At 71.9% G+C, this 24,944-nt stretch carries 20 protein-coding genes and 1 pseudogene; 11 read left to right on the top strand and 10 right to left on the bottom strand.

All coding sequences use genetic code 11. The annotated features are described in order from the left end of the window. Nucleotides 1–2 precede the first annotated feature (2 nt). Both ACNF49_RS32765 and ACNF49_RS32760 read left to right on the top strand, forming a co-directional pair. The gene (locus tag ACNF49_RS32765; RefSeq protein WP_482939993.1) at nucleotides 3–4,217 is read left to right on the top strand and encodes a LamG-like jellyroll fold domain-containing protein; all 4,215 of its coding nucleotides are present in this window, start codon (nucleotides 3–5) and stop codon (nucleotides 4,215–4,217) included. 260 nt (nucleotides 4,218–4,477) lie between these two features. Then, on the top strand, nucleotides 4,478–4,873 hold the full coding sequence (locus ACNF49_RS32760) for a hypothetical protein (protein ID WP_482939992.1): 396 nt from the start codon (nucleotides 4,478–4,480) through the stop codon (nucleotides 4,871–4,873). A gap of 151 nt (nucleotides 4,874–5,024) precedes the next feature. On the opposite strand, the gene ACNF49_RS32755 is transcribed toward ACNF49_RS32760, so the two are convergent. Continuing rightward, nucleotides 5,025–5,219, bottom strand: coding sequence for a CsbD family protein (locus ACNF49_RS32755; RefSeq protein WP_352350685.1), 195 nt, complete (start codon nucleotides 5,217–5,219; stop codon nucleotides 5,025–5,027). 194 nt (nucleotides 5,220–5,413) lie between these two features. Here ACNF49_RS32755 and purB point away from each other — a divergent pair, with 194 nt between their 5' ends. Together purB and ACNF49_RS32745 are read left to right on the top strand one after the other, a co-directional pair. Further along, on the top strand, nucleotides 5,414–6,844 hold the full coding sequence (gene purB, locus ACNF49_RS32750; RefSeq protein WP_357975843.1) for an adenylosuccinate lyase: 1,431 nt from the start codon (nucleotides 5,414–5,416) through the stop codon (nucleotides 6,842–6,844). Beyond that, a complete protein-coding gene (locus tag ACNF49_RS32745; RefSeq protein ID WP_482939991.1) occupies nucleotides 6,841–7,602 on the top strand; it encodes a GNAT family N-acetyltransferase in 762 nt (253 codons plus the stop codon). The genes purB and ACNF49_RS32745 overlap by 4 nt, the downstream gene beginning before the upstream one ends. Nucleotides 7,603–7,631: 29 nt before the next feature. Here the strand turns inward: ACNF49_RS32745 and ACNF49_RS32740 are convergent, their stop codons facing one another. Next, on the bottom strand, nucleotides 7,632–8,228 hold the full coding sequence (locus ACNF49_RS32740; protein WP_482939990.1) for a dihydrofolate reductase family protein: 597 nt from the start codon (nucleotides 8,226–8,228) through the stop codon (nucleotides 7,632–7,634). A 216-nt stretch (nucleotides 8,229–8,444) separates the two neighbouring features. Between ACNF49_RS32740 and ACNF49_RS32735 the strand changes: the two genes are divergently transcribed. Next, nucleotides 8,445–9,371 carry a DUF4037 domain-containing protein gene (locus ACNF49_RS32735; protein ID WP_357975852.1) on the top strand — a complete coding sequence of 309 codons (927 nt, stop codon included), beginning with the start codon at nucleotides 8,445–8,447 and terminating at the stop codon, nucleotides 9,369–9,371. A 70-nt stretch (nucleotides 9,372–9,441) separates the two neighbouring features. Here ACNF49_RS32735 and ACNF49_RS32730 read toward each other — a convergent pair whose 3' ends face one another. Beyond that, nucleotides 9,442–10,197 (bottom strand): MerR family transcriptional regulator, encoded by a 756-nt coding sequence (locus ACNF49_RS32730; RefSeq protein ID WP_482939989.1) that lies wholly within the window; start codon nucleotides 10,195–10,197, stop codon nucleotides 9,442–9,444. Between the two features lie 32 nt (nucleotides 10,198–10,229). Between ACNF49_RS32730 and ACNF49_RS32725 the strand changes: the two genes are divergently transcribed. Beyond that, nucleotides 10,230–11,024 (top strand): MerR family transcriptional regulator, encoded by a 795-nt coding sequence (locus ACNF49_RS32725; RefSeq protein WP_357975858.1) that lies wholly within the window; start codon nucleotides 10,230–10,232, stop codon nucleotides 11,022–11,024. Between the two features lie 12 nt (nucleotides 11,025–11,036). On the opposite strand, the gene ACNF49_RS32720 is transcribed toward ACNF49_RS32725, so the two are convergent. After that, the gene (locus ACNF49_RS32720) at nucleotides 11,037–12,371 is read right to left on the bottom strand and encodes an RCC1-like domain-containing protein (RefSeq protein ID WP_482939988.1); all 1,335 of its coding nucleotides are present in this window, start codon (nucleotides 12,369–12,371) and stop codon (nucleotides 11,037–11,039) included. A gap of 185 nt (nucleotides 12,372–12,556) precedes the next feature. On the opposite strand from ACNF49_RS32720, the gene ACNF49_RS32715 reads away from it, so the two are divergent. Both ACNF49_RS32715 and ACNF49_RS32710 read left to right on the top strand, forming a co-directional pair. Continuing rightward, nucleotides 12,557–14,011: an alpha/beta hydrolase gene (locus ACNF49_RS32715; protein WP_482939987.1), complete on the top strand. Its 1,455-nt coding sequence runs from the start codon at nucleotides 12,557–12,559 to the stop codon at nucleotides 14,009–14,011. Between the two features lie 300 nt (nucleotides 14,012–14,311). Further along, nucleotides 14,312–15,760 carry an alpha/beta fold hydrolase gene (locus ACNF49_RS32710; RefSeq protein ID WP_482939986.1) on the top strand — a complete coding sequence of 483 codons (1,449 nt, stop codon included), beginning with the start codon at nucleotides 14,312–14,314 and terminating at the stop codon, nucleotides 15,758–15,760. 61 nt (nucleotides 15,761–15,821) lie between these two features. On the opposite strand, the gene ACNF49_RS32705 is transcribed toward ACNF49_RS32710, so the two are convergent. Next, nucleotides 15,822–18,068 (bottom strand): ATP-binding cassette domain-containing protein, encoded by a 2,247-nt coding sequence (locus ACNF49_RS32705; protein ID WP_357975869.1) that lies wholly within the window; start codon nucleotides 18,066–18,068, stop codon nucleotides 15,822–15,824. Between the two features lie 57 nt (nucleotides 18,069–18,125). Here ACNF49_RS32705 and ACNF49_RS32700 point away from each other — a divergent pair, with 57 nt between their 5' ends. After that, on the top strand, nucleotides 18,126–19,058 hold the full coding sequence (locus ACNF49_RS32700; protein WP_482939985.1) for an alpha/beta fold hydrolase: 933 nt from the start codon (nucleotides 18,126–18,128) through the stop codon (nucleotides 19,056–19,058). On the opposite strand, the gene ACNF49_RS32695 is transcribed toward ACNF49_RS32700, so the two are convergent. Further along, complete coding sequence (locus tag ACNF49_RS32695) at nucleotides 19,025–19,687, bottom strand: response regulator (protein WP_482939984.1); 663 nt, start codon at nucleotides 19,685–19,687, stop codon at nucleotides 19,025–19,027. The genes ACNF49_RS32700 and ACNF49_RS32695 overlap by 34 nt on opposite strands. Next, nucleotides 19,684–20,913, bottom strand: a complete 1,230-nt coding sequence (locus ACNF49_RS32690; protein WP_482945619.1) for a sensor histidine kinase — start codon at nucleotides 20,911–20,913, stop codon at nucleotides 19,684–19,686. Before ACNF49_RS32690 ends, ACNF49_RS32695 begins: the two co-directional genes overlap by 4 nt. 334 nt (nucleotides 20,914–21,247) lie before the next feature. Between ACNF49_RS32690 and ACNF49_RS32685 the strand changes: the two genes are divergently transcribed. Both ACNF49_RS32685 and ACNF49_RS32680 read left to right on the top strand, forming a co-directional pair. Beyond that, the gene (locus ACNF49_RS32685) at nucleotides 21,248–22,480 is read left to right on the top strand and encodes an alpha/beta hydrolase family protein (RefSeq protein WP_482939983.1); all 1,233 of its coding nucleotides are present in this window, start codon (nucleotides 21,248–21,250) and stop codon (nucleotides 22,478–22,480) included. A 78-nt stretch (nucleotides 22,481–22,558) separates the two neighbouring features. After that, on the top strand, nucleotides 22,559–22,810 hold the full coding sequence (locus ACNF49_RS32680; RefSeq protein WP_357975886.1) for a helix-turn-helix domain-containing protein: 252 nt from the start codon (nucleotides 22,559–22,561) through the stop codon (nucleotides 22,808–22,810). 16 nt (nucleotides 22,811–22,826) lie between these two features. Here the strand turns inward: ACNF49_RS32680 and ACNF49_RS32675 are convergent, their stop codons facing one another. From ACNF49_RS32675 to ACNF49_RS32665, 3 genes and pseudogenes are all read right to left on the bottom strand, one after another. After that, a complete protein-coding gene (locus ACNF49_RS32675; RefSeq protein ID WP_498703855.1) occupies nucleotides 22,827–23,381 on the bottom strand; it encodes a dienelactone hydrolase family protein in 555 nt (184 codons plus the stop codon). A gap of 219 nt (nucleotides 23,382–23,600) precedes the next feature. Further along, a pseudogene (locus ACNF49_RS32670) lies at nucleotides 23,601–23,750 on the bottom strand (dienelactone hydrolase family protein); the annotation flags it as partial. A 144-nt stretch (nucleotides 23,751–23,894) separates the two neighbouring features. Beyond that, on the bottom strand, nucleotides 23,895–24,923 hold the full coding sequence (locus ACNF49_RS32665; RefSeq protein WP_357975892.1) for a tyrosine-type recombinase/integrase: 1,029 nt from the start codon (nucleotides 24,921–24,923) through the stop codon (nucleotides 23,895–23,897). Between the last annotated feature and the right edge of the window lie 21 nt (nucleotides 24,924–24,944).

Raw genomic sequence — 24,944 nt, 5'->3', positions numbered from 1 at the left:
CGGTGTCGTACTGGCTGCCGCCGGAGATCCCCACGGTGACCGCCGAGTCGATCGACGTCATGAACGGCAACGACGCCATCGCGCGCAGCCAGAGCGTGAAGGTCGGCTTCAAGTCCAGCGTCCCGGAGGCGACGAAGCTGGACTACACCGTCACCGTCAACGACTCCACCATGGCCCCGCCGCCGGCCTTCCCCGCCGGTCACGTCGCGCACTGGAAGTTCGACGAGGCCGACGGCGCGGCCAGCGCGGCCGACGCCGGCGGCAACGGCTACACCGCCACCTACACCGGCAGCAGGCGCAAGACCGTCACCGGCAAGCTCGGCTCGGGCATCCAGCTCAACGACATGACCGGCAGCAACGGCTGCTGCGTGCCCGACAGCTACGCCTCCACCAGCAAGGCGGTGCTCAACCAGAACTCCAGCTTCTCCATCAGCACCTGGGTCAAGCTGCACGACAGCGAGGCCATCCAGTACGTGGCCAGCCAGGACGGCAGCCCGTTCGGGCTGAGCATCTACTACCTGGGCAGCAGTTGGCAGAAGTGGCGGCTGCAGGTCTCCGGCTCCGGCGGCACGGTCGGCACCGGCGTCTGGGTCGACTCCCAGAAACTCGTCAAGGCCGACACCTGGTCCCACCTGGTGGCCATGTACGACGCGAGCGCGGGCAAGATCCGGCTGTACGTCGACGGCGTGCTGTCGGGTGAGACGGACTACCAGCCCACCGGCACGGTGACCAGCGGCCGGTTCCGCATCGGCACGCGTGAGGCGGCCGCCTCGATCCACAACCTGCAGGGCTCGGTCGACGACATGCGTCTCTACCAGCGCGCGTTGACCGTGAAGGAGATCAAGGACCTGTACGGCGAGGTCGCGGCGACCAGCTACAACGCCAAGCCGTCCGGTCAGGTCATCGAGCAGACCTTCCAGCTGCACAACCCGGCGAGCCTGAAGTTCGTGGTCAAGGCGTGCCGCAGCGGCGTCACCCCGCCCTCCTGCAACGAGAGCGCGGCCTACCGGCTCACCTCGGACGCGCCGGTGCTGCCGTCCGACACCGAGACGGGCATGGCCGACCCGACGCGGCCGATCCTGTCGGGCATGGTCAACCGCCCGTCCGGCGGCGCGGTGACGGCCAAGTACTACCTGTACGACAACGCCGGCGCCCCCGTCGGCGCGGCCCCGCTGGGCACGCGGAGCGTGAACGGCGGTGAGCGGGCCTCGTTCCAGCTGCCGGCGAACACCGTGCAGCCGGGAAGCACCTACACCTGGCAGATGGCGGCCTGCGTGGGCCAGGTGAACAGCTCGCCCGACCCCGAGCCGACCCCGACCCCGACGCCCACGCCGACGCCGAGCCCGGCCGCCGACCTGAAGGCGCGCTGGTCCTTCGACGAGGGCAGGGGCACCACCGCGGCCGACTCCTCGGGCAACAACCACCCCGCGACCCTGACGGGGACGACGTGGGGAACCGGCAAGGACCAGCTGGGCCTGCAGCTCGGAGGAACCTCCGCCAGTTACGGCGTGGTCAGCGGGCCGGCGATCCACACCAACGCCGGCTACACGGTCTCGGCCTGGGCCAAGATCGACAACATCACCGCCGACCACGCGGTGGTCAGTCAGGACGGCGCCGTCAACAGCGCCTTCAAGCTTGCCTACTCCCCGGGCGACAAGAAGTGGCGCATGGTCACGTACCAGGCCGACACCAGCGGCGCCACCCCGCTGCGCGCCCTGTCGACCGCCAACGCCGTGGCCGGTCAGTGGACCCATCTGGTGGGCGTCTATGACGCCGCCGCGGGCAGGATCAGGCTGTACGTGGACGGCGTCCTCAACGCCGAGACCGCCTTCACCAGCGGCTGGGACGCCACCGGCAACGTCCAGCTCGGCCGCACCAAGGCCAACGGGACGATCAGCAACTACCTCAAGGGCACCATCGACGAGGTCCGCCTCTACCAGAAGGCGCTGACCGCCGCCGAGATCGCCGCCCTGTACGCCACCCCCGCCCAGGTGGGGCTCGCGCCGGCGGTGAGCGGGGCTCAGGAGGTCGTCAACGGCCCGGAGGTCTGCACCTCCAAGACCGCCCCGGTCTCCTTCACCACCCCGGGCACGCCCCCGCCGCCCCCGGTGGAGGACGTGCGGCATCTGACCCTGGGCAAGGACAACTTCGTCATCAAGTCGGCCAAGACCGACCCGGCGGCCTGCGACGGTTCGCCGTGCACGGTGACCGATGACACGGTGATGAGGATCGGCGGCACCGGCACCGACAAGACCGCCGCCGTGATCGGCATCAAGCTCGATGAGCTGCCCGACGGCGCCGGGGTGTCGGAAGGGCTGCTCAAGCTCGGCACGGCCGTGTGCCCGGCAGGCGCCTGCCCGAGCGGCGCGGTGATCACGGTGACCCCGCTGAAGAGCCCCGTCACCGGTGAGTCCAAGGGTTCCGCGCTGGCGGCGGACGCCGATCCCGACCTGAAGCCCGTCACGGTGCCGCTGTCGGCTCCGCAGGGTGACATCGGCGACGGCGCCTTCGCCTGGCTCCTGGTCACCTCCGACAAGGACGAGGTGATCACCTTCGGCGAGCCGGGTGCGGCCGAGCAACCCTCGCTGGCCGTCAGCTACCTGCCGGCCGGGCCGCCGAGCGACGTGCTCAACCTCACGGCCTCCGGCGGCGACGGCGGTGTGCTGGCCAGCTGGGGACTGCCCACGTCCAACGGCAGCATGGCCATGCTCGACGGCTATGACGTCGAGGTGGCCGACAACGGCGGCGACACCGTCAAGACCGTGCAGGTGAGTGAGCCGTACGCGGCCGTCGGCGGCCTCGCCAACGGTCAGACCTTCACCGTCAAGGTCAGGGCCAGGACGGCGTTCGGCGTCAGCGGGTGGCAGAGCACCACCGCGACCACCAAGGCGGTGCCGCCGCCGGCGGTTCCCCAGCCGGGTACCGCCTGTGTGCCCTTCCTGGACACACCGCCCTCCGTCAGGAGCGCAGCCGCGGCCGACTCGGGCGCTCAGGAGTACCTCGACCGCGTCAAGGCCTACTACCAGGCACAGGACGCCGTGCTCGAAGGCCGTGCCGACGCCGTATGGGATGCCCCCGGCGTGAGTGCGAGCACTCCCAGCACGGCCAAGCTGTCGCTGCTGAACCCGGGCCTGTTGCAGGAGCGGGACACCCTGACCGGGAACGGGACGACGCGGTCGGGCTCCTCCGTCCAGCTGGCCGGTCCCGTCGTGCAGGCCATGCCCGACGGCAGTGTCCGCGTCACCGTCGAGGTCACCCGCAAGTGGACCGAGACCACGGCATCGGCGTCCGGACAGGCACGTGCCTCAACCGCTCCGGCGGGCACGGTCGAACCCAGCGAGGCGACGATCTCGATCTTCGTCTTCGACCGGTGCGGCAACATCACCATCATCGACGCCCCCATCGAGGTCAACGAGGACTCCAGCGATCACGCCGACATCCCCAGTGGAAGCGGCGGCGGGAGCGTCGGGGGCAGCGAGCCGGTCGTGGTTCCGTGCGGCAAGCAGGTGGACAAGCGCATCATCGCCTGTGAGGTCCGTGACCGTCTGGGGTCGAAGGGGTGGATCGTCCGCTCCTTCTTCAAGTCGCACTGGCCGGCCGACACCGGTGAGGGGAACACCGGCAGGTACCAGCGCTGGCTGCTGGACTCCTACGAGAACGTCTCGATCCTCCAGCCCACCTGGAGCTTCTGGGGCTACGGCACCTTGTTCGGCAAGACGCTGGTGAAGAACTTCAAGCTGAAGCAGACCGGCGGAGCCTGCTTCGTCAGCAAGTACGTCAAGACCTCGACCTCGGTGGGCACCTCGGTGGATCCCGCGACGGTGGGGGCGAGCTGGGGGTACTCCTTCTCCAGCGACGCCGGCGAGAAGTGCTCGGCCTACCACGGGAGCCCCGAGGCGACCTCGCGGCACAAGGTGATCCTTCCGCAGGCTCTGGTCGAGTCGGAGTGCCACGTGGGCAGCGGGGACGACTGCTGGGTGGTGCGCTACAAGCACTACCTGCACACGCAGTACTCCTTCGACTTCAAGTACACGACCGACAACGGCATGGGGCACCCGGTGGAGCAGCGGTACTCCACGACGCCGGTCATGCATGATCTGTGGTGCAAGGTCGACCGGAACTACGGAAACCTGTTCCCGGTCAACTGGAACAGCGTGCGTTATGACGGAGTCGGCTGCCAGGCGCGTTCCACGCTCGGCAAGAAGAAGCCGCTCTGACGACAGGCAGCGCCAGGCGGGGTGCCGGTCGTCACGACGACCGGCACCCCGCCGCCTCATGTCCGGGAAAGAACGCCCGGAAAAGGCAAAGGGTGTTCTCCGAGTAATGCTTCGAGAAGTAATGGCTGCGCGACAAAACGTTTCGGGCGAAGAAATGCGTGCGGCGGCGGAAAATAAATTCAGGGCGGGTGTCTTGACGTTTCCCGGTAATGGCGGGCCACGATGGAGGGGCCAGAGGAAGATGTCCTGTGGGAGGAAACGTGCTCAAGGAAGCATGCGCTGTCAGCGCCCTTGTCGCTGCCGCCCTCGCCCCTTCGATGGCCTCGCAGGCGCTGGGGGAGAAAGTCCACGCCACCACCGCTACGCCCGCCACGTCGGCCGCGCTTGCCGACTGTGCCGCGGGAGGCGCCGCCAGTGGCGCGCCCAAGTGCAAATATCTGGAGGAAGGCAACAAGCGGTGCTACTACTGCCGCGACAAGAAGGGCAGTGGGTACAAGAAGCAGTACTGCGAGCAGAAGACCAAGCAGCCGGAGCAGTCGACCGAGCGCGAGTGCAAGACCACCAAGGAACCGATCACGGGGAGCCCGGACCGTACGTGCAAGACCTGCACGGACGCCAAGACCGGCAAGGTCCTGTCGCGGGAGTGCAACAGCTAGCCGGCGTGCGGCACACGCTTCCGATGACGGTCCGGCCGGTCCGGTAGCAGGGGCCGGTGACCGGGAAGCGGGGGAGGCGGTGCGGTGCGGGGTCGAGTCGACCCGCCGCACCGCCCCCCAAGCTCGCAGTCCCCGCCGGACGGCCCGGCGGTCACTTCTTGAAGGCGTCCTTGACCTTCTTGCCGGCGTCCTTGACCTTCTCGCCCGCCTGCTTCAGGCCGCCTTCGGTCTGGTCGGCGCGGCCTTCGGCCTGAAGGCTCTCGTTGTCGGTGGCGTCGCCGATGTTCTCCTTGGCGCGTCCCTTGAGCTCCTGGGCCTTGTTGCGGATCTTGTCGTCGGTGCTCATGTTCATGCCTTTCTGGTCGGTTCCTCGCGACTTCCTGTACTTTCCGGCCAGGACAGGCGGAAACATGACCTCCGCCCGGCCGGACGCGTGACGGCCCTGGTCAGCGCCCGTCCGGGCGGACGAACGGGCCCGCCGGGAAGCCCGTGCGGGCTGGATGCGGTGCGGGTGACGGGGTGTGAATAGACTTGTCCAACGTGACTTCCAAGCCGCGCATCCCGAACGTCCTGGCCGCCCGCTACGCCTCACCCGGGCTGGCCCGCCTGTGGTCTCCCGAGTACAAGATCATCGCTGAGCGGCGGTTGTGGCTGGCGGTGCTGCGGGCGCAGGCCGAGCTCGGGGTGGCGGTGCCCGAGGGCGCGGTCGCCGACTACGAGAAGGTGGTCGAGCAGGTCGACCTGGAGTCGATCGCGGCGCGCGAGCGCGTCACCCGCCACGACGTCAAGGCGCGCATCGAGGAGTTCAACGCGCTGGCCGGGCACGAGCAGGTGCACAAGGGCATGACCTCGCGCGACCTGACCGAGAACGTCGAGCAGCTGCAGATCCGCGACAGCCTGCTGCTGGTCCGCGACCGCGTCGTGGCGCTGCTGGCCCGCCTGGCCTCCCTGGCCGAGGAGCACACGTCCACCGTCATGGCCGGGCGTTCCCACAACGTGGCGGCGCAGGCGACGACGCTGGGCAAGCGGTTCGCCTCGGCCGCCGACGAGCTGCTGGCCGGCTACCACCGGCTGGAGGACCTGATCGGCCGCTACCCGCTGCGCGGCGTCAAGGGCCCGGTCGGCACCTCCCAGGACATGCTCGACCTGCTGGGCGGCCGCCAGGACAGGCTGGCCGAGCTGGAGGAGAAGGTCACCGCCCACCTGGGGTTCTCCCGGCGGCTGACCAGCGTCGGCCAGGTCTACCCGCGGTCCCTGGACTTCGAGGTGGTCTCGGCGCTGGTGCAGCTGGCCGCCGCGCCGTCCTCGCTGGCCAAGACGATCCGGCTGATGGCCGGGCACGAGCTGGTCACCGAGGGGTTCAAGGAGGGGCAGGTCGGCTCCTCGGCGATGCCCCACAAGATGAACACCCGCTCCTGCGAACGCGTCAACGGCCTGACGGTGGTGCTGCGCGGCTACGCCTCCATGGTGGGCGAGCTGGCCGGCGACCAGTGGAACGAGGGCGACGTGTCCTGCTCGGTGGTGCGCAGGGTGGCGCTGCCGGACGCGTTCTTCGCCTTCGACGGGCTGGTGGAGACGATGCTGACCGTGCTGGAGGAGTTCGGCGCGTTCCCGGCGGTGATCTCGGCCGAGCTGGGCCGCTACCTGCCGTTCCTGGGCACGACGAAGATGCTGATGGCCGCCGTGCGCGCCGGCATGGGCCGCGAGCAGGCCCACGAGCTGATCAAGGAGCACGCGGTGGCGGCGGCGCTGGCGATGCGGTCGCGGGGCGCGTCCAACGAGCTGCTGGACCTGCTGGGCGGCGACGAGCGGTTCCCGCTGGACCGCGGCGAGCTGGAGGCGCTGCTGGCCGACCGGGTCTCCTTCACCGGCGCGGCCGCCGCGCAGGTGGCCGAGGTGGTGCGGCAGGTGGGGCAGGTCGTGGCCGAGCACCCGGAGGCCGCCGCGTACCGGCCGGGCGAGATCTTGTGATCCACCGGCTCGGCGACCCGGGCGCGCTGCGCGCCGCGTGCGGCGACGACGACCTGGTCATGTGGACGGCCCAGGGCCTGCGCGGCCAGGCCCGCGCCTGGGCGTTACGGGAGGCGGTGGTGGCCGCCGCCCCGCGCATCGCCCGGCACGACCGGCTGGCGGTGTGGGGCGACCCGGACGACGCGGCCGAGCTGGTCCGGCACGCGCTGGCCGAGCTGGGCCCCACCTACCGGCCGCTGGGCGAGCGGGAGCTGATGCGGCGGGTGGCGGCCAGGCTGGCGGGCGTGCGGGAGAGCGGCGCGTTCTCCTGGATGAGCCTGCCGGGGCCGCCCCGCGCCCGGGACGGCCTGCCCGGCCAGGCTGCGGGGCTGCCTTCGATGGTCGGCTGGCTGGCGGGTGAGGACGAGCAGGAGATCACCGCGCTGCTGGCCGGGGACGCGCCCTCGTCGTACGCGGTGCCGGGCGTGGCCGGGGTGCGGCGCTGGGCGGGTGTGCGGGTGGGGCGCGAGCTGGCGGCGGTGGCGGCCGACGCGTGGTCGGCGCCGTCGGTGGGGTTGCTGGCCGGGGTCGCCACGGCCGCCCGCTTCCGCGGGCGGGGGCTGGCCGAGCGAGTGTGCGGCTGGATGTCGTCCCAGCTCGTGGCCACGCACGGCCGCGCGGCGCTGATGGTGGACGACGTCAACGTCGCGGCGATCAAGGTGTACGAGCGGCTCGGCTACCGCCGGCGCCTGGTGCTGGCCTGCCACGTCGCCGAGTGAACCCCGCGCGGCCCATCCGGCGGGGTGGGTCAGGTGATGGCGCGGTAGGTCAGGTGGGTGGCCAGGGGGGAGAAGTGCGTCTCGACCGGCTCCCACTGGCGGGGGCGCGCCTGCGCGAACAGCCGGGTGCCCGCGCCGAGCAGCAGCGGCACCAGGTGCAGGCGCAGCTCGTCGAGCAGCCCTTCGTCGGTGGCCTGGCCGATCAGGTCGGCGCCGCCCATGATGACGACGTCGCCGTCGCCGGCCACGGTGCGGGCGTGCTCGACGGCCGCGGCCGGGCCGTCGGTGACGAAGGTGAACAGTTCGGGGCGGCGTACCGCTGAGGGCGGGTTGTGGGTGACGACGAACACGGGCGTCGCCTGCGGGCGGTCGCGGGCCGAGCCGTAGCCGAGCGGGTCGCCCCAGCCGTAGGGGCCGTCGACCACGTCGAAGGTGCGCCGTCCCATGATGACCGCGCCGGTGGCGCGGACGGCGCCGCCCAGGACGCGCGCGTCGACGTCGGTGGGCTGGCGGGCCCAGGCGTGCAGCAGTTCGCCGCCGGTGCCGAGGCCGTGTTCGAGGCCGGGGTCGGGGCCGGTGACGTAGCCGTCCAGCGATACGGAGATGTCGGCGACGACCTTGCTCAACGGATCCCTCCCCGTGGCGTGTCCGGTCGGTCACCACGCTGTCATCGGCGGCGGGAAAACCGGGTGAGGTTCGGGCGGTGCTCGTGCAGAGTTGACGGCGTGATGTCCAACTTTGTGCCTGGTATTGAGCTTTCTCGTGCCTTCTACGGCGAAGTCGTCGCGCCGCTCCTTCCCGGGGTGCGGCACAGCGCCGCGTTGATCGGCCCGGGGTCTGAGGTGCTCGCGTTCGACACGGCCCGCTCGGCCGACCATGACTGGGGGCCGCGGGTCCTGTTGTTCGTGCCCGCCGGTCAGGTGGAGCCGGTACGGGAGCGGGTGACGGCGGGGCTGCCCGACCGGTTCGGGGGTTTTGACACGGTGTTCGAGTACCACGGGGTGCGGCAGCCGGGGGTCGTGGTCGCCGAGCTGGGGGAGTGGCTGGTCGGGCGGCTCGGGTTCGATCCGCGTGCGGGTGTGTCCCTGCTGGACTGGTTGTCCGTGCCGTGGCAGGCGCTGGCCGAGGTGACGGGCGGTGAGGTCTTCTGCGACGGGTTGCCGGGTGCGGGGCTGGAGGCGGCCCGGCAGGCGTTGCGCTGGTATCCGCAGGACGTGTGGCGGTACGTGCTGGCCTGCCAGTGGCAGCGCATCGGCCAGGAGGAGCCGTTCCCTGGGCGGTGCGGGGAGGTGGGGGACGAGCTGGGGTCGGCCGTGGTGGGGGCGCGGCTGGCGCGGGAGGTGATGCGGCTGGCGTTGCTGCTGCGGCGCCGTTACCCGCCGTACGCCAAATGGCTGGGCAGCGCGCTGGCCCGGCTGCCGGGCTCGGCCGAGCTGGGTGAGGCGCTGGCGGTGGCGGTGGCGGCGCGGTCGTGGCGCGAGCGGGAGGAGGGCCTGACGGCGGCGTACGGACGGCTGGCGGCGCTGCAGAACCGGATGGCGCTGACCGAGCGGCTGGAGGAGGGGGTGCGAGGGTTCTACGACCGGCCGTTCCGGGTGATCGGCGGGGAGCGGTTCGCGCGGGCGTTGCTGGCGTCGGTGACGGATCCGGTGGTCAGGGGGCTGCCGGTGGCAGGGTGCGTGGACCAGTTGTCGGACACGGTGGAGCTGGTGACCTCTCCCCGGCGGGCGCGCGCGCTGACGGCCGCCGCGCTGGACCTCCCAGCTTAGAAATCTACATTGTAAAGGTACTGGGTCTGGACATGATCCAGTTTTTCGAACACAAAACCTCTCATCCAGGTCAGAGACGGCGGGCGTTGGCGTGGATGGCCTGGCGGTAGTACGCGGCCAGGCCGGGGGCGCGGTCGTCGTAGGTGGCGGTGAAGCGGGGGTCGGTGGCGTACAGGTCGCCGAGGCCGCGGTGGATTTCGGGCGTGCAGTCGTAGAACCAGCGGGTGATGTGCGCGCGGTGGCGTTCTGCGATGTCCATGACCTGGGGGTCGTCGGGGGCGAGTCCGCGGGTGTGGGCGGCGCGCATGTCGTCGTCGACGGCGGTGGCTTCGGTGGTGAGCTGGAGCCAGTCGGTCTTGGTGTAGGAGGCGACGCGGCGGCGGCTTTCGGCGTAGGTGTCGGTGTGGCCCCAGCGGCGTTGGACTTCGGCCTGGTGGTCTTCGGGGGTGAAGTCGCCGAAGACGTCGAGGCGTTCTTGAGGGGTGAGGGGGATGCGGTGGGTGTGGGCTTGGATGGCGCGTTCGACGTTGGTGATGACCTGGTGGAGGCGTTGGGCTTTGCGGGTGAGGAGTTCGTGTTGGCGGTGGAGGTGGGTGAGGTCGTCGGTGTGGCGGTGGTCGAGGATGTCGGTGATCTGTTCGAGGGGGAAGCCGAGTTCGCGGTAGAGGAGGATTTGCTGGAGGCGGAGGAGGTCGTCGTCGGTGTAGCGGCGGTAGCCGGCGGTGGTGCGTTGGCTGGGGGTGAGGAGGGCGATTTCGTCGTAGTGGTGGAGGGTTCGTACGGTGATTCCGGCGAGTTGGGCGACTTGGCCGATGGACAGGGTCATGGGTCTGACGTTACGTGAGGGTGGGTGTGTTGGTGGATGAGGAGTTGCTGCCGATTGGGCAGTTTGCGCGGCTTGGTCGGTTGAGTGTGAAGCAGTTGCGGCATTACGACGAGTTGGGGTTGTTGCGTCCGGCGTATGTGGATGCGGTGACGGGTTATCGGTATTACCGGGCCGGCCAGGCGCGGGAGGCGTTGTCGATCGGGTTGTTGCGGTCGTTGGACGTGCCGTTGGCGGTGGTGGGGCGGGTGTTGTCGGGCGAGGTGGGGGCGCTGGAGTCGGTTCGGGTGTCGTTGGAGGTGGAGTTGGCGCGGCGGCGGCGGACGTTGGCGTCGTTGGAGCGGGTGCTGGCTGTGGGGTTGCCGGCGGCTGAGGTGGGGTTGGTGCGGGAGCCTGGGGGGCGGGCGGCGTTCGTGGGTGAGCGGGCGGCGGGGCCGGAGGATGTGGGGCGGGCTACGTCTGCGGCGGTGGCGCGGTTGGTGGCGGGGGTGCCGGAGGGGTTCGGGCCGGTGCGGTTGGTGGGGTTGTTCCCGGTCGATGTGGGTGAGGTGGTGGACGTCCGGGTGGCGTTGTTGCTGGACGACGAGAGGGAGGTCGGTCAGGGTTTCGAGGTGGGCGTGTTGCCGGGTGGGGTGTTCGCGCGGGCCACTCATGTGGGGCCTTATGACCAGATTGCGTTGACGGTGCACGCTGTTCTGGCGTGGTGTGCTGAGCGGCGTTTGGTGGTGAGGGGTGCGGTGCGGGAGGTGTATGTGTCGGATCCGGGGTGTACGCCGGCCGGGGAGTTGGTGACGCACGTGCTGGTTCCGGTGGTGGACGGGGTTTCGTGAGGGGTGTCGTCGTCAGAGGCAGCCGTTGGCGGGCCGGACGGCGACGACGATGTCGACGGTGGAGCCTGCGGTCGCGGTGTGGCCGGGTTGGGGGTTCTGGCTGACGATCTCGCCGAGGTGGTTGCACAGGCGGCTGTCGGGGGTGGTGGTCGTGGTGCCGGGGAGGAGGCCGACGGCGAGGAGTGGCCGGTTTGCCAGGACTCCGAGCGTTGCGGTCAGGTCGGGTACGACGACGGGTCCGGGTGCCGCGACGGCGAGGGGGACGAGGCCGGCGCTGGCGGTGACCACGCCGGTCAGGCCGTTGACCGGGGTGGGGGTGAGGACGGGGTGGTCGGGGCCGGCGGTGCCGTTGCCGGCTTGGCCGTAGGTGTTGTCGCCCCAGTAGCGCAGTGTGCCGGTGGTGTCGATGGCCAGGCTTTCTCCTGTGCCGGCGCTGACGTGGGTGATGCCGGTCAGGGGGAGGTGGACGGGGGTGGCGTGGTCGGTGGTGGTGCCGTCGCCGAGTTGGCCGGTCCAGTTTCTGCCCCAGGTCCAGATGGTGCCGTCGGCGGCGCGTGCGAGGGTGTGGGCGATGCCTGCGGAGACGGTGGTGATGCCGGAGACGTGGCGGTCCACGCGGATGGGGGTGGGGTGGTCGGTGGTGGTGCCGTCGCCGAGTTCGCCGGAGGAGTTGGTTCCCCAGGACCAGAGGGAGCCGTCGTTGCGCAGTGCCATGCCGAATTCGCCGGTGGCGGAGATCTGGGTGATGCCGTAGGGGACTTTGACGCGGACCGGGGTGGTGCGCTGGGTGGTGGTGCCGTCGCCGAGTTGTCCGAAGCGGTTGAGTCCCCAGGCGAATGCTTCGCCGTTGGATTTGAGGGCGAGGGTGAAGCCGGTTCCGGCGGCGGCTTGGACGATGCCGGTGATGGGGGCTTTTTTGGGGGTGGGGGTGCGGGTGGTGGTGCCGTCGCCGAGTTCGCCGAACTCGTTGCTGCCCCATGCCCACAGTGAGCCGTCGCGTCCGACGGCGAGGTTGTGGCCGGTGCCGCTGCTGATCTGTTTGATCGGGGGGAGGCCGGGGACGGGGCGGGGGATTTGCTGGGTTCCGTTGCCCCAGGTCCAGAGGGTTCCGTCGGTGTGGAGGGCGTAGCTTTCGAGGTAGACGCCGCTGGTCTGGGTGACGTTGTGGCCGCCGGTGGAGACCATGGGGATGGGGTGGGTGACGGGGGTGTCGTTGGTGCCGTTGCCGACTTGGCCGAAGAAGTTGTAGCCCCATGCGTGGACGATGGGTGTGGTGTCGGCGTGGGCGGCGGGTGTGGGCAGGGCGGTGGTCAGGAGGAGTGCGGCTGCGAGCAGGGGGCGTTTCACGCTGGTCTCTTTCTGGTGGATGGTCTTTGTCGGCTGGGCGTTCCATCCCGTTCCAGGTTTCCGGATTTCAGGGGTTTTGTCGGTTTCGTGATGAGGTCACGGGCGGTCGGTGACGAGGTCTCTGGTTCGACGATCAACGACCCGGCAGAGTCGTGGACGTCCCCACCGGAACCGAAAGGACCCTGATGAAATCCCTTGCCCTGTTGTCCGCGGCCACCCTGACGGCCACCCTGCTGGCGGCCCCGGCGCACGCCGCCGTCACCCCGTGGAACGCCTGCCTGCCCGGCGAGGGTGTCGATCCCCGCCAGGAGTGCACGACGATCGAGGTGCCGATGGACTACTCCGCCTCTGGCGGTCCGTCGGTCACGCTGGCGGTGTCGCGGATCAGGACGGCTCGTCCCGACCTCCGCCGTGGCGTGTTGCTGATCATCCCGGGTGGTCCCGGCAGCCCGGGTCTGAACCGGCCCAGCACCTTGGTCAGGAAGCTGCCCAAGGAGGTGCTCGACCGCTTCGACATCGTCGGGTTCGACCCGCGCGGCGTGGGGAAGAGCTCGCCGGTCTCCTGCGGGCTCGCGCCCGAGGACCTGTCGCTGACGCGGATGAAGCCCTACCCCGACGCCGACGGCGGCATCGCCGGGAACGCGGCGTGGTCGCGCCGGATCGCCGAGGCCTGCGCCCGCAACGGCGGGCCGCTGATCCGGCACATCAGCACCCGCAACCACGCCAGGGACATCGACCGCATCCGGGTGGCGCTCGGCGAGGACAAGATCTCCTACTGGGGCGTCTCGTACGGCACCTACGCCGGCGCCGTGCACGCCACGATGTTCCCCGGCACCACCGATCGGGTGATCCTGGACAGCAATGACGACCCCGATCCGCGCAGGGTGGCGCGCCAGTGGCTGGCCAACTACGCCGTCGGTGTGGAGGACGGTTTCCCCGACTTCGGCGCGTGGGCGGCTGCCCGCGACGGCGAGTACGGCCTGGGCGCCGACGTGGCCGCGGTGCGCCGGACGTTCCTGGACCTGGCCGCCCGGCTGGACCGTGAGCCGCTCGCCTGGCCGGGCGCGGGGCCGGAGCAGCGGCTGAGCGGCAACCTGCTGCGGGAGACGCTGCTCAACGCGCTGTACTCCAGGGCCAATTACCCGATGCTGGCCGGGCTGTTGAAGGCCGCGCTGAACGGCGCCGAGCTGCCCGCGCCGAACCAGCCGCCGCCGGCCGCTCTGCAGAACACCGCCGCGCACGCCGGTGCCACGATGTGCAACGACGTCGTGTGGCCGAGCTCGATCGCCCGGCACGAGCAGCAGGTGCGGCGCAGCCGGGTCGCCCACCCGTTGACCGCGGGCATGCCGGTGAATCTGGGGCCGTGTGCGTTCTGGCCGTTCCGGCCTGCCGAGCGGGCCACGCGGGTCGGTTCGCGGGGCCCGGCCAACGTCCTGCTGGTCCAAAATCTGCGGGATCCGGCCACGCCCTACAGCGGGGCGCTGAAGATGCGCGAGGCGTTGGGGCGGCGGGCCCGGATGGTCGCCGTGGACTCCAGCGGTCACGGGGTGTATCTCGCCAACGGCAACGCCTGCGGTGATCGTGCCGTCACCGACTTCCTCGTCACGGGCCGGCTGCCGGCGCGCGACCTGAGCTGCTGACTCTGCGGCGGGGTTCCGGCCGGGCGGGCTCTGCCGGTCCCGCACCCGCATTTGTCCAGATTCTGACGTAATGTCCACGGGTGCGGCCTTCGCCTGTTAGATTCCGGGTCGTGATCAAGGAGAGGCACGGCAACGGCCCCGCCACGGGCCGCTGAGGCAGGGACAGGGATGCTCCACGGCCAGGCCAGGGGGCCCGAACGTGCGCCGTGCGAGCAGCCCCGCCCGCCGATCGACGTGCCGATCGACGATGGGAGCAAAGTGCTGAGAAGAACATCCCTGCTCGCCACCACCCTCACGACGGTGGCGACGCTGTTGACCGTCCCGATGGCGGGGACGGCCGGCGCGGCGGTGACCCGGCAGGACGTCACGGATGCCGTCGGCAAGCGCGGCATCACCTGGGGGCCGTGCGAGGAGGAACCCACCGTCGAGTGCGGCACGCTGGCCGTGCCCGTCGACTGGTCCAAGCCCGACGGGCCGACCGTCGCACTGGCCCTGGCCCGCCGCAAGGCCACCGCCCCGTCCGCGCGGATCGGCTCCCTGCTGAGCAACCCCGGCGGGCCCGGCAACTCCGGCGTGAACGACATCCTGCGCCCCTCCGGCTTCAGCCAGGACATCCAGCGGCGCTTCGACATCGTCGGCTACGACCCCCGCGGCGTCGCCCGCAGCCGCTCGGTGACCTGCTCGGCCTCGGTGTACAACCAGATGCCCTACCCGGTCATGACCAGCCAGGCCGACTACCTGACCTGGGTCGCCTTCGACAAGAGGCTGCGCGCCGACTGCCGCAAGCTCACCGGCCCCCTGTACGACCACCTCGACTCGGTCAACGTGGCCCGTGACATGGACGCCATCCGCGCCGCGCTGGGCGAGGACAAGCTGACCTCCTACGGCGTCTCCTACGGCACGCTGGCCCAGCAGATGTACGCCGAGCTGTTCCCGGGCCGGATCCGCGCCATGGTGCTGGACAGCAACATGGACCACAGCCTGGACGTCAAGGCGTTCCAGGTGAGCGAGGCGGCCACCGTCCAGGACAGCTTCGAGGAGTTCATCGCCTGGTGCGAGCGCGACAGCGACTGCGTGCTGCGCGGCCGCGACATCCGGGCGTTGTGGAAGGGGCTGCTGGCCAAGGCGGGCCGCGGTCAGCTGTTGTGGCCGGGCGACGGCCGCCCGGTGAGCGCGCACAACCTGCAGTGGCTGGGCGTGGTGCTCAACGAGGCGCCCGCCTGGCGGCAGGAGGCCAAGGTGCTGCTCGCGCTGGCGGGCGGCCCGGTGCCGGACGACATGCCCGGCCCTCCCGGCAACTGGCCGGTGAACGGCACGTACGCCGAGCTGCCCACCGCGATCCTGTGCCAGGACTGGAACCTGTCGCTGCGGGGCTACGGCGAGTACGCCGAGGTGATGCGTGCCGCCAACGCGGTGGCGCCGGACATGCGCTACAACCCGATGCCGATGGGCGACATGCCGATCTGCCAGGGCCATCCGGTCAACAACCCCCAGCACCCGCTGCGGTACAAGGGCAGCACGCCGCTGCTGGTGGCCACCTCCAAGCACGACCCCGACACGCCGTACGAGTGGTCGGCCAACGTGGCCCGCCAGCTCGGCCCCAAGGCCACCCTGCTCACCTACGAGGGCTGGGGCCACGGCGTCTACGGCATGACCGCGTGCACCACGGCCGCCATGGACAGCTACCTGATCTCGGCGGCCCTGCCCGCCAAGGGCATCGCCTGCCCGGCGGAGGAGCCCCAGGGCTGACACCGGGCCGACCCAGGGCTGATCGTGCCGGGAGCGGCACGATCAGCCTGTTCGCGGCCGGTCAGGCAAGCGCGGCGGCCAGGTGCGCGGCGGTGAGCGAGCCGGACGCCGTCAGCAGACCTTCGGGGGTGCCCTGGAACATCAGCCGGCCGCCGTGTTTGCCGCCGCCCGGCCCCAGATCGATGATCCAGTCGGCCCGTTTGACCATCTGTGTGTGGTGTTCGACGACGATGACCGTGTTGCCGGCGTCGACGATGCGGTCGAGCAGGTCGATGAGGGTGTCGACGTCGGACAGGTGCAGGCCGGTGGTGGGCTCGTCCAGGACGTAGACGGCGCCGGTCTTGGTGAGCTCGCCGGCCAGTTTCATGCGCTGGCGTTCGCCGCCGGACAGCGTGGAGGTGGGCTGGCCGAGGGTGAGATAGCCCAGGCCGACGTCGACCAGGGTGGTGACGCGGTCGCGGATGGCCGGTTCGGTGAAGAACGCGGCGGCCTGTTCGGCGGTCAGGGCCAGGACGTCGACGATGGTGTGGCCGCGCAGGCGGTGCCGCAGAGCCTCGGGGTTGTAGCGGGTGCCGCCGCACATCTCGCACACGGCGGTGACCGGGTCCATGAAGGCCAGGTCGGTGTGGATCACGCCGCGGCCCTCGCAGGCCGGGCAGGCGCCGGTGGAGTTGTAGCTGAACAGGCCCGGCTGGGTGCCGGTGGCGCGGGCGAACAGGCGGCGGACGGGGTCGAGGACGCCGATGAAGGAGGCCGGGCTGGAGCGGGCCGAGACGGCGACCGCGCCCTGGTCGACGGTGACGGCACCGGGGTGCTGGGCGGTGAACACCTCGCCGATGAGAGTCGACTTGCCGGACCCGGCGACGCCGGTGACGCAGGTCAGGACGCCGGTGGGCACGTCGAGGGTGAGGTGGTCGAGGTTGTGCAGGGCCGCGTCGGTGATGGTGAGATGGCCGGTCGGGCGGCGCACGGCGGTCTTGAGCGGGGTGCGGGCGCGCAGGTGACGGCCGGTGAGGGTGCCGGAGCGGGCCAGCCCCTCGACGCTGCCCTGGTAGACGACGGTGCCGCCGTGCAGGCCGGCGCCGGGACCGAGGTCGATGACGTGGTCGGCGACGGCGATGACGTCGGGGTCGTGCTCGACCACCAGGACGGTGTTGCCCTTGTCGCGCAGGGCCTGGAGCAGCGTGTTGAGCCGGCCGACGTCGGCGGGGTGGAGGCCGGCGCTGGGCTCGTCGAAGACGTAGGTCATGCCGGTGAGGCTGGAGCCGAGGTGGCGGACGGTCTTCAGGCGCTGGCTCTCGCCGCCGGACAGGGTGGTGGTCTCGCGGTCGAGGGTGAGATAGCCCAGGCCGATCTGGTCGATACGGCGCAGCGCGGCGGCCGCGGTGTCGGCGACGGGGTTGCCGAGCCCGGTCAGGACGGCGATGAGGTCGCTGATCTCCATGGCGGCGTGGTCGGCGATGGTGTGGGGGCCGATGGTGGTGGCCAGCGCGGCCTGGTTGAGGCGGGCGCCCTGGCACTGGGGGCAGGTGCCCTCGGTGACGAAGGCCAGCACGGCCTCGCGGGTCTTGTCGCTCAGGCCCGACAGGTCACGTTTGAGGTAGAGGCGGGTGAAGCGGTCGGCGACGCCTTCGTAGTCGACCTTGTTCAGGGTGCCGTTCTTGCCGCGGACCTCGACGGTGAAGCCGCCGCCGTGCAGCAGCAGGTGGCGCTCTTCGGCGGTGTAGCCGGTGAGGGGCTTGGCGGGGTCGAAGGTGCCGGAGCGGGCGTAGATCTGCCACTGCCAGGTGCCGACCCCGAACAGCGGGAAGCGGATGGCGCCCTCGTCGAGGGACCTGCTGGTGTCCAGCAGCGCGTCGAGGTCGAGGCGGACGGCCCGGCCCAGGCCGTCGCAGCCGGGGCACATGCCGTGGGGGTCGTTGAAGGAGTAGGCGTAGGAGTAGCCGGCGCTGGGGGTGCCGTAGCGGGAGAACAGCACGCGCAGGACGGGCAGGATGTCGGTCATGGTGCCGACGGTGGAGCGTGAGCTGCCGCCGACCGGCTTCTGGTCGACGACGATGGCGGCGCCGAGGTTGTCGATGGCCTCGGCTTCGGGTTTTTCGTGTTTGGGCAGCCGGTTGCGGATGAACCAGGAGTAGGTTTCGTTGAGCTGGCGCTGGGACTCGACGGCGACGGTGTCGAAGACGACCGAGGACTTGCCGGAGCCGGACACGCCGGTGAAGACGACGAGCCGGTTCTTGGGGATGCGCAGGGACAGGTTCTTGAGGTTGTTCACGCGCGCGCCGGTGATGACGATGCTGTCGTCCATGCGGTCACGGTAGCGGCGGGCGCCGACAGATTCCGGCGATGCCAGGAGGGGGCGGAAGTGGGCGAGGAGACGGCGTCCGGGGTCGGGCCGGCCGGGGTGGACATCGTCTACGAGCGGCTGGGCGATCGGGCCGCGCCGCCCGTGCTGCTGATCATGGGGGCGGGCGGTCAGCTGATCAACTGGCCTGACGGGTTGTGCGCCGAGCTGGTCGGGCACGGCCTGCAGCTGATCCGGTTCGACGGCCGTGACTGCGGGCGCTCCACCCGGTTCGACGGCGCGGGCGAGCCGGACTTCGCCGCGGCGCTGGCCGGTGACCTTTCCTCGCTGGCCTACACGCTGGCCGATCTGGTCGCCGACACCGTGGGGCTGCTGGACGTCCTGGGCCTGGACAGCGTCCACCTGGTGGGCGCGTCGCTGGGCGGCATGATCGCCCAGGCGGTCGCCGTCGGGCACCCCGGGCGGGTCAGGTCGCTCACCTCGATCATGTCCACGCACGGCGACCGCATGACACCGCCACCGCCGCGCCCCGGTGCCGCGCGCGGCGTCCCGGGGCCGCCGCCGACCACCCGTGAGCTGTACGTGGCGCGCATGGTGGCCGGTGCGAGCGCCGGCGGCATGCCCGCCGACCTGCAGGCGGTGCGGGCCGTGGCCGAGCGGGCGTGGGACCGCGGCTGGTCGCTGGCCGGCATGTTGCGGCAGGCGGCCTCGGTGATCGGGTCGGGCGACCGGCGGGAGGCGCTGGCCGGGCTGGCGGTGCCGGCGCTGGTGATCCACGGCGCGGCCGACGCCGCCGCCGACCCCGCCGGCGGGCGGGCCACGGCGCAGGCGATCCCGGGCGCGGAGTTCCTGCTGGTCGAGGGGATGGGGCACGGGTTCCCGCCGGGGGTGTGGCGGCAGGTGAGCGCCCGGATCGCCGCGCTGGTCCACCGAGCCGAACGGCAGGCCGCCGGGACGGGTCACGAGGAGGGGCGGATCAGGCCGCTCTCATAGGCGAACACCACGACCTGGGCGCGGTGACGCAGCCCCAGTTTGAGCAGCACGCGGCTCAGGTGCGTCTTGACGGTGGCCTCGGCCAGATGCAGCGCCGCGGCGACCTCGGCGTTGGACAGGCCACGCGCCACCTGGACGAGCACGTCGTGCTCCCGGGCGGTCAGCAGGCCCAGCAGCCGGTGCTGCTCGCGGGGGGCGGGGGTGAGCTGGGGGGCGAACCTGTCCAGCAGGCGGCGGGTGACACGCGGCGACAGGACGGCCTCGCCCGCAGCGACGCTGCGGATCGCGCTGAGCAGGTCGGCGGGCGGGGTGTTCTTGGGCAGGAACCCGGCGGCACCGGCCTTGAGCCCGGCGAAGGCGTACTCGTCGAGGTCGAAGGTGGTCAGGATGAGCACCCGCGAGGCGGGACAGTCACGGACGATCCGGCGGGTGGCCTCGATGCCGTCCAGACCGGGCATGCGGACGTCCATGAGCACGACGTCGGGGCGCAGCCGCCGGGCCAGCAGGGCGGCCTGTTCCCCTTCGGCGGCCTCGCCGGCGACGTGCAGGTCGGGTTCGGCGTCCAGCACCATGCGGAAGGCCATGCGCAGCAGCGCCTCGTCGTCGGCGATCAGCAGCCGGATGGTCATGGCACGTCCGGGCCGGACAGATGGGGGCCCGACAGGTCGAGGACGGCCGCGACCCGCCAGCCGCCGCCGGGGGCCGGGCCGGCGTGCAGGGTGCCGTCGTAGGCGGCGACGCGTTCGCGCATCCCGGCCAGTCCCCGCCCGTCGGGCCGCAGGGGCGCCGGGCGGCCGCCGCCGCCGCCGTCGTCGGTGATCTCGAGGTCGGCCCGCCTGTGGGTCAGCCGCACCTGGACGTGCGCGCGGGCGCCGGGGGCGTGCCGCAGCGTGTTCGTCAGCGCCTCCTGGGCCAGCCGGTAGAGGGTGAGCTGCGCGGCGGCCGGGACGTCGGCCGGGTCGCCGTCGACGTGCAGCCGGGTCGGCAGGCCGGCGGCGCGCATCCGGTCGGCCAGCGGGGCGAGATCGGCGATCCCGGGCGCCGGGTGCAGCGGGGCGATGCCAGGCGCCTGCTCCTGGCCGACGCCCTCCTCGACGCCCTCCTCGACGCTCTCGTCAGCGGCCTGGCCGGCGCTCTGGCCGGGGGCTTGGCCAGCGCTCTGGCCGGCGGATTGGTCGGCGTTGAGGGAGCGGCGCATGTCGCGCAGCGCCTGGCGGCCGGTGTCGGCGATCTGCGCCATCGCGGCCACAGCCTGACCGGGCGCGCGGTCGTGGACGTAGGCGGCGCTGTCGGCCAGCGCCACCATGACCGACAGATTGTGGGTGACGATGTCATGCATGTCGCGCGTCATCCGGGCGCGTTCCTCGGCCACCGCCAGACGTGCCCGCTGGTCGCGGTCGCGTTCCAGGGAGGCGACGTAGGCCCGCCGGGTACGCGTCCACAGGCCGGCGGCCAGGGCGGCGGCCGACATCGCGCTCAGCGCCGCCACCGTCAACGGCATCCGGCCCGGCGGCGCCCACCGCGCCGCGGCCGCCACCACCCCGGCCTCCAGTACGAACGCGGCGGCCAGAGTCGCTTGCCACGGGCGGCGGGACGCCACCGTGTAGAACGCGACCAGCAGCGCGGCGTCGGCCGGAAGCTGCACCCCCACGGCCCACTGCAGGGCGGCAGCCCCGCCGATCGCGCACAGCGCCAGCAGCGGCGCGCGCCGCCGCCACACCAACGGCACCACCAGAGCCACCTGCAAGGCCAGCACCGCCGGGCCACCCTCGGCCACCCGGCCCGGCCCCAGCGTGACCACGAAGATCACCGCGGCCAGCAGCGCGTCGGCGGCCACGGGCGGCACCGAGTCCATCACCGAGCCCATCATCGAACGGGCTGTCGAACCAATCGTCGAGCCGATCACAGAGTCGAGCCGATCATCGGGTGGACGGCCGAGCCGATCGTCGAGCGGACCGCTGGGCGGACCGTCGAGCCGATCGTCGCGGTCGGGCGGGCGGCCGGAGTCATGCGCCCACCCTAAGGGCCGCGCCGCGGCGCCCCCCATCCTCCGCAAGGAGGAACATCGGAGCCCCTCATCCGAAAGTCGTACCCGCAGGTCAGTCCGTGGCCGCTGGCCCGTCCGCGGGCCGGCCTGCCAGCCTCGGACCACACCCCCGCCTTCCTTCCCGTTCGAGGAGAACATCGGCATGCCCGTGAAGACGTACGCGGCCCCTCTGGCCGTCGCCGCCCTTACCCTCACGCCCGCCACCGTCCCCCTGCACGCCCAGCAGGCGCGGCAGGCGGTGACGGTCGCCCTGCCCGCGCCCGGTGGTCCCCACCCGGTGGGAACCGTCGCCTTGCGCCTGGTCGACCGCTCCCGCCGTGACCCCCTGGTGCGGTCGAAGCCGTACCGGGAGCTGATGGTCAGCCTGTGGTACCCGGCCAAGGACGGCACCCAGCCGCTCGCCCCCCACATGGCGCCCCTGGCCGCCGCCGACTGGGACCGCCGCTCCGCGCCGCCCATGGGCATCGCCAAGGGCGCCGTCGACTGGGCCGCCACCCGCACCGCCGCCCGTTCCGGCGCGCCGGTCGAGCGCGGCGCGGGCCGGCTGCCTGTCGTGCTGTTCGGCTCCGGGGACGGCGGGCCGCGCACGCTGGGCACCACGCTCGTGCAGGACCTGGCCTCGCGCGGCTACCTGGTCGTCACCGTGGACCACACCTATGAGGCCGACCAGGTGGAGTTCCCCGGCGGGCGGGTCGTGCGCGCGCTGCCCCTGCCGGCCAAGCTCACCCCGCGCGTCATAGCGGCGCTGCTGGAGCGGCACTCGCGGGCGCGGCTGGCCGACATGCGGTTCGTGCTGGACCAGGTCACGGCCCTGGGGCAGGGACGGGCCATCGGCGGCGGCCGGCTGCCCGACGGGTTGCGCGGCGCGCCCGACCTGTCGCGGGTGGGGGCGCTGGGGCAGTCCCTGGGCGGGTCGGTGGCGGCCCAGCTCGTCCACGACGACCCGCGGGTGGACGCCGGGGTCAACCTCGACGGCGGCTACGTCGGCCCGGTCGCCGCCACCGGGGTGACCAGGCCGTTCCTGCAGCTGGCGGCCCAGGCGCACACGCGGGAGAACGAGCCGAGCTGGAAGTCGTTCTGGCGGGCCTCGACGGGATGGAAGCGGGAGCTGCGGTTCAAGGGCGCCGCGCACGGCTCGTTCACCGACCTGCAGGCGCTGCTGCCGCAGATCGCCGCGGCGCTGCCCAAGGCGGCGGACGGGAAGCAGGGCGGGGTGCCGGTCGCCGACTTCGTCGGCACGATCGATCCGCAACGGTCGGTGGCGGCCCAGCGCGCCTACATCGGGGCGTTCTTCGACCTGCACCTGCTGGGCAAGCCCACCCGCCTGTTCCAGGAGCCCGACAGCCGTTTCCCCGAGGTGTCCCGCATCCCCTGACCCAGAGGTCGGCTCTGGGCCTACCCCGGGGGCGATAACAATACCGGTATAAGTATCCCGCGGGTGTAGGCTGGGGGCATGGTGCGATCCCCGCTGACCCCCGAGGAGCGGCTGCGCGGCGAGCAGCTCGGCCACATGCTGCGCCAGGCCCGAGGCGAGCGCAGCATCGTCGAGGTCGCCGCCGCGGCCGGCATGTCCGCCGAGACCCTCCGCAAGATCGAGACGGGGCGCATCGCCACGCCGGCGTTCTTCACCATCGCCTCACTGGCCGACGTCCTGGGCATATCCCTCGAACGCCTGGCGAGCCGCGCCACCCCCGCCCGCACCTGACCCACCCGGGCCAGGGTCAGTCCGTACGGGAGCGGCGCACCTCGTCCAGCACCTCCTCGATCCGCCGCCAGGCGTCGCGCGCCGAGGCCGGATGGAAGCTGTCACGCTCGTCGGCGGCGAACCCGTGGCTCGCCCCCGGGTACACCACCGTCTCCATCCGCTCCCCGATCGCCCGCTGCTGATCGCCGTCGATGATCGGGTCGTCGGCGCCGAGCAGCACCACCAGCCGACCCGGCGCCCGCGCGGCCCGCTCCAGCGTCGGCTCCGGCCGGCTCAGCGGCAGCTCGGTGCCCGTCAGCCAGCCCGGATACAGCGCCACCGCCGCCGCCAGCCCCAGCTCACCGGCCACCGAGCACACCACGTGCCCGCCCAGGCTGAACCCGACCGCCCCGGCCGGCCAGGCGCCCACGCTCCGCAGATGCTCCGACGCGGCGCGCGCGTCAGCCAGCACCTGCTCCCGGCGCAGCAGCCAGGCCAGCTCCAGCCCCCGTTCCCGGCCGTCCGCATCGGCCGGCAACTCCACCACCCGCCCCAGCGGGCCACCCGTCACCGGGTCCACGGCAACCGGCACCCCCGCCTCAGCCCCCTCCCGCACAAAGCCCGCCGAAGATCCCGCCGCCGGATCCCCTGACGGCCCCGCAGACGGGCTAGCCGAGGAACCCGCCAATGGCCCCGTTGAAGGGGCCGCCGGGTCTTCCGTCGCCGGAGCCGCTGAAGTCGTCAGAGCCGCTGGAGGAGCCGCTGAAGGAGCCGTCGAAAGCCCAGGGGAGGGCCACAGCTCGTGCCGGTGGTTGAAGTCGGGGACGACGACCGCATGCCCCAGCCCCGCCAGCCGATCGGCCATCCGCCGCGCGTACCCGCTCACCCCGAAGATCTCACCGGCGACCAGCACGCCCACAGGCCGCCGCACCCCCACGGGCAGGGCCGTGTAGGCCGCCATGCCCGCGATGTCCACCCATCCGGTGGTGATCTGTCCGTTCACGCCGCCGAGCTAACCAGCCCCCGCCCGCCCCCGGCCAATCACGACTCCGATGGCCGCCATCACGACCCCGATCACCGACCGGATCACCGCCGGGCAACCGGTCTATCGGGACGGCTTGTCACGCAGCAGCGGGTGCGACCGCATCGCCACCTCCAGCTCCCCGGGCAGCTCGTCACGGTAACGCCCCAGCGTCGACAGGTCGCTGTGCCCCAGCACCCGCCGCACCGCGTCCATGTCGACCGCGTCGGCCAGCAGATGCGTGGCCGTGGTGTGCCGCAACCCGTGCGGTGTCACCGAGCGCCGCTGATCGGGATCGACGTGCCGCTGCACCCGGTCGATCACCGCCTGCACGTCGCCCCGCGCCAGCCGCCGCCCCCGCCACGACAGCAGCAGCGCCTTGCCGTCGTCGGCGCCGGCCACCTGGCCCCGCCCCCGCGCCAGGTACGCCTGCAACACCTCGGCCACGTCGTCGGGCAGTGGCACGTCACGCGTACGGCCGCCCTTGCCGAAGATCCGCCAGTAGCGCACCCCGTCGTTGGTGAAGAAGTCCTCCACGTTGGCGCGCACCAGCTCCGACACCCGCGGCCCCACCGTCGACAGCAGCAGCACGATCACCGCGTCGCGCAACTGCATGCGCTGGTCGCGTCGCTTGCCCTCCTGCTCGGGCGCCTCCCGCAACTGCCGCGCCGCGCCGATCAGCCCTTGGGCCTGCTCCCGCGTCAGCGCCCGCCGCTCCGGACGCAGCCCGCCCCGCTGCTTGGCCGTCACCGTCGCCGCCGTCATCGGGTTGATCTGCACCCACCCGGCCAGCGTCGCGTGCTTGAACAACGCCGAGATCGACCGCCGGAACCGGGCTTGCGAGGACGGCGACTGCCCCGGCCCCGACCCGCCCGCCTGCCGCGCGTCGGGCTTGCGCGCGAACGCCAGCAAGATCGCGTCGACGTCCTCGCCGGTCAGGTCGTCGAGCACCACGTCGGCGCCGGCCAGCGCCACCAGCGTGGCCACGTCACGCGCGTAGACCTCGGCCGTGGCCGGGGACAGGGCGCCCGTCGACGTCTTGGCCACCACCAGCTCCACGTAGCGGTCAGCCGCCTGTCCCACCGTCAACCTGTCGAGCTCCGCGGGCCGCACCGGCTCCCCTCCTCACATCTC

Source organism: Actinomadura sp. ATCC 39365, from assembly GCF_054392275.1.
The sequence above is the reverse complement of the archived record's forward strand: the minus strand, read 5'-3'. Positions and strand labels throughout refer to the sequence as shown.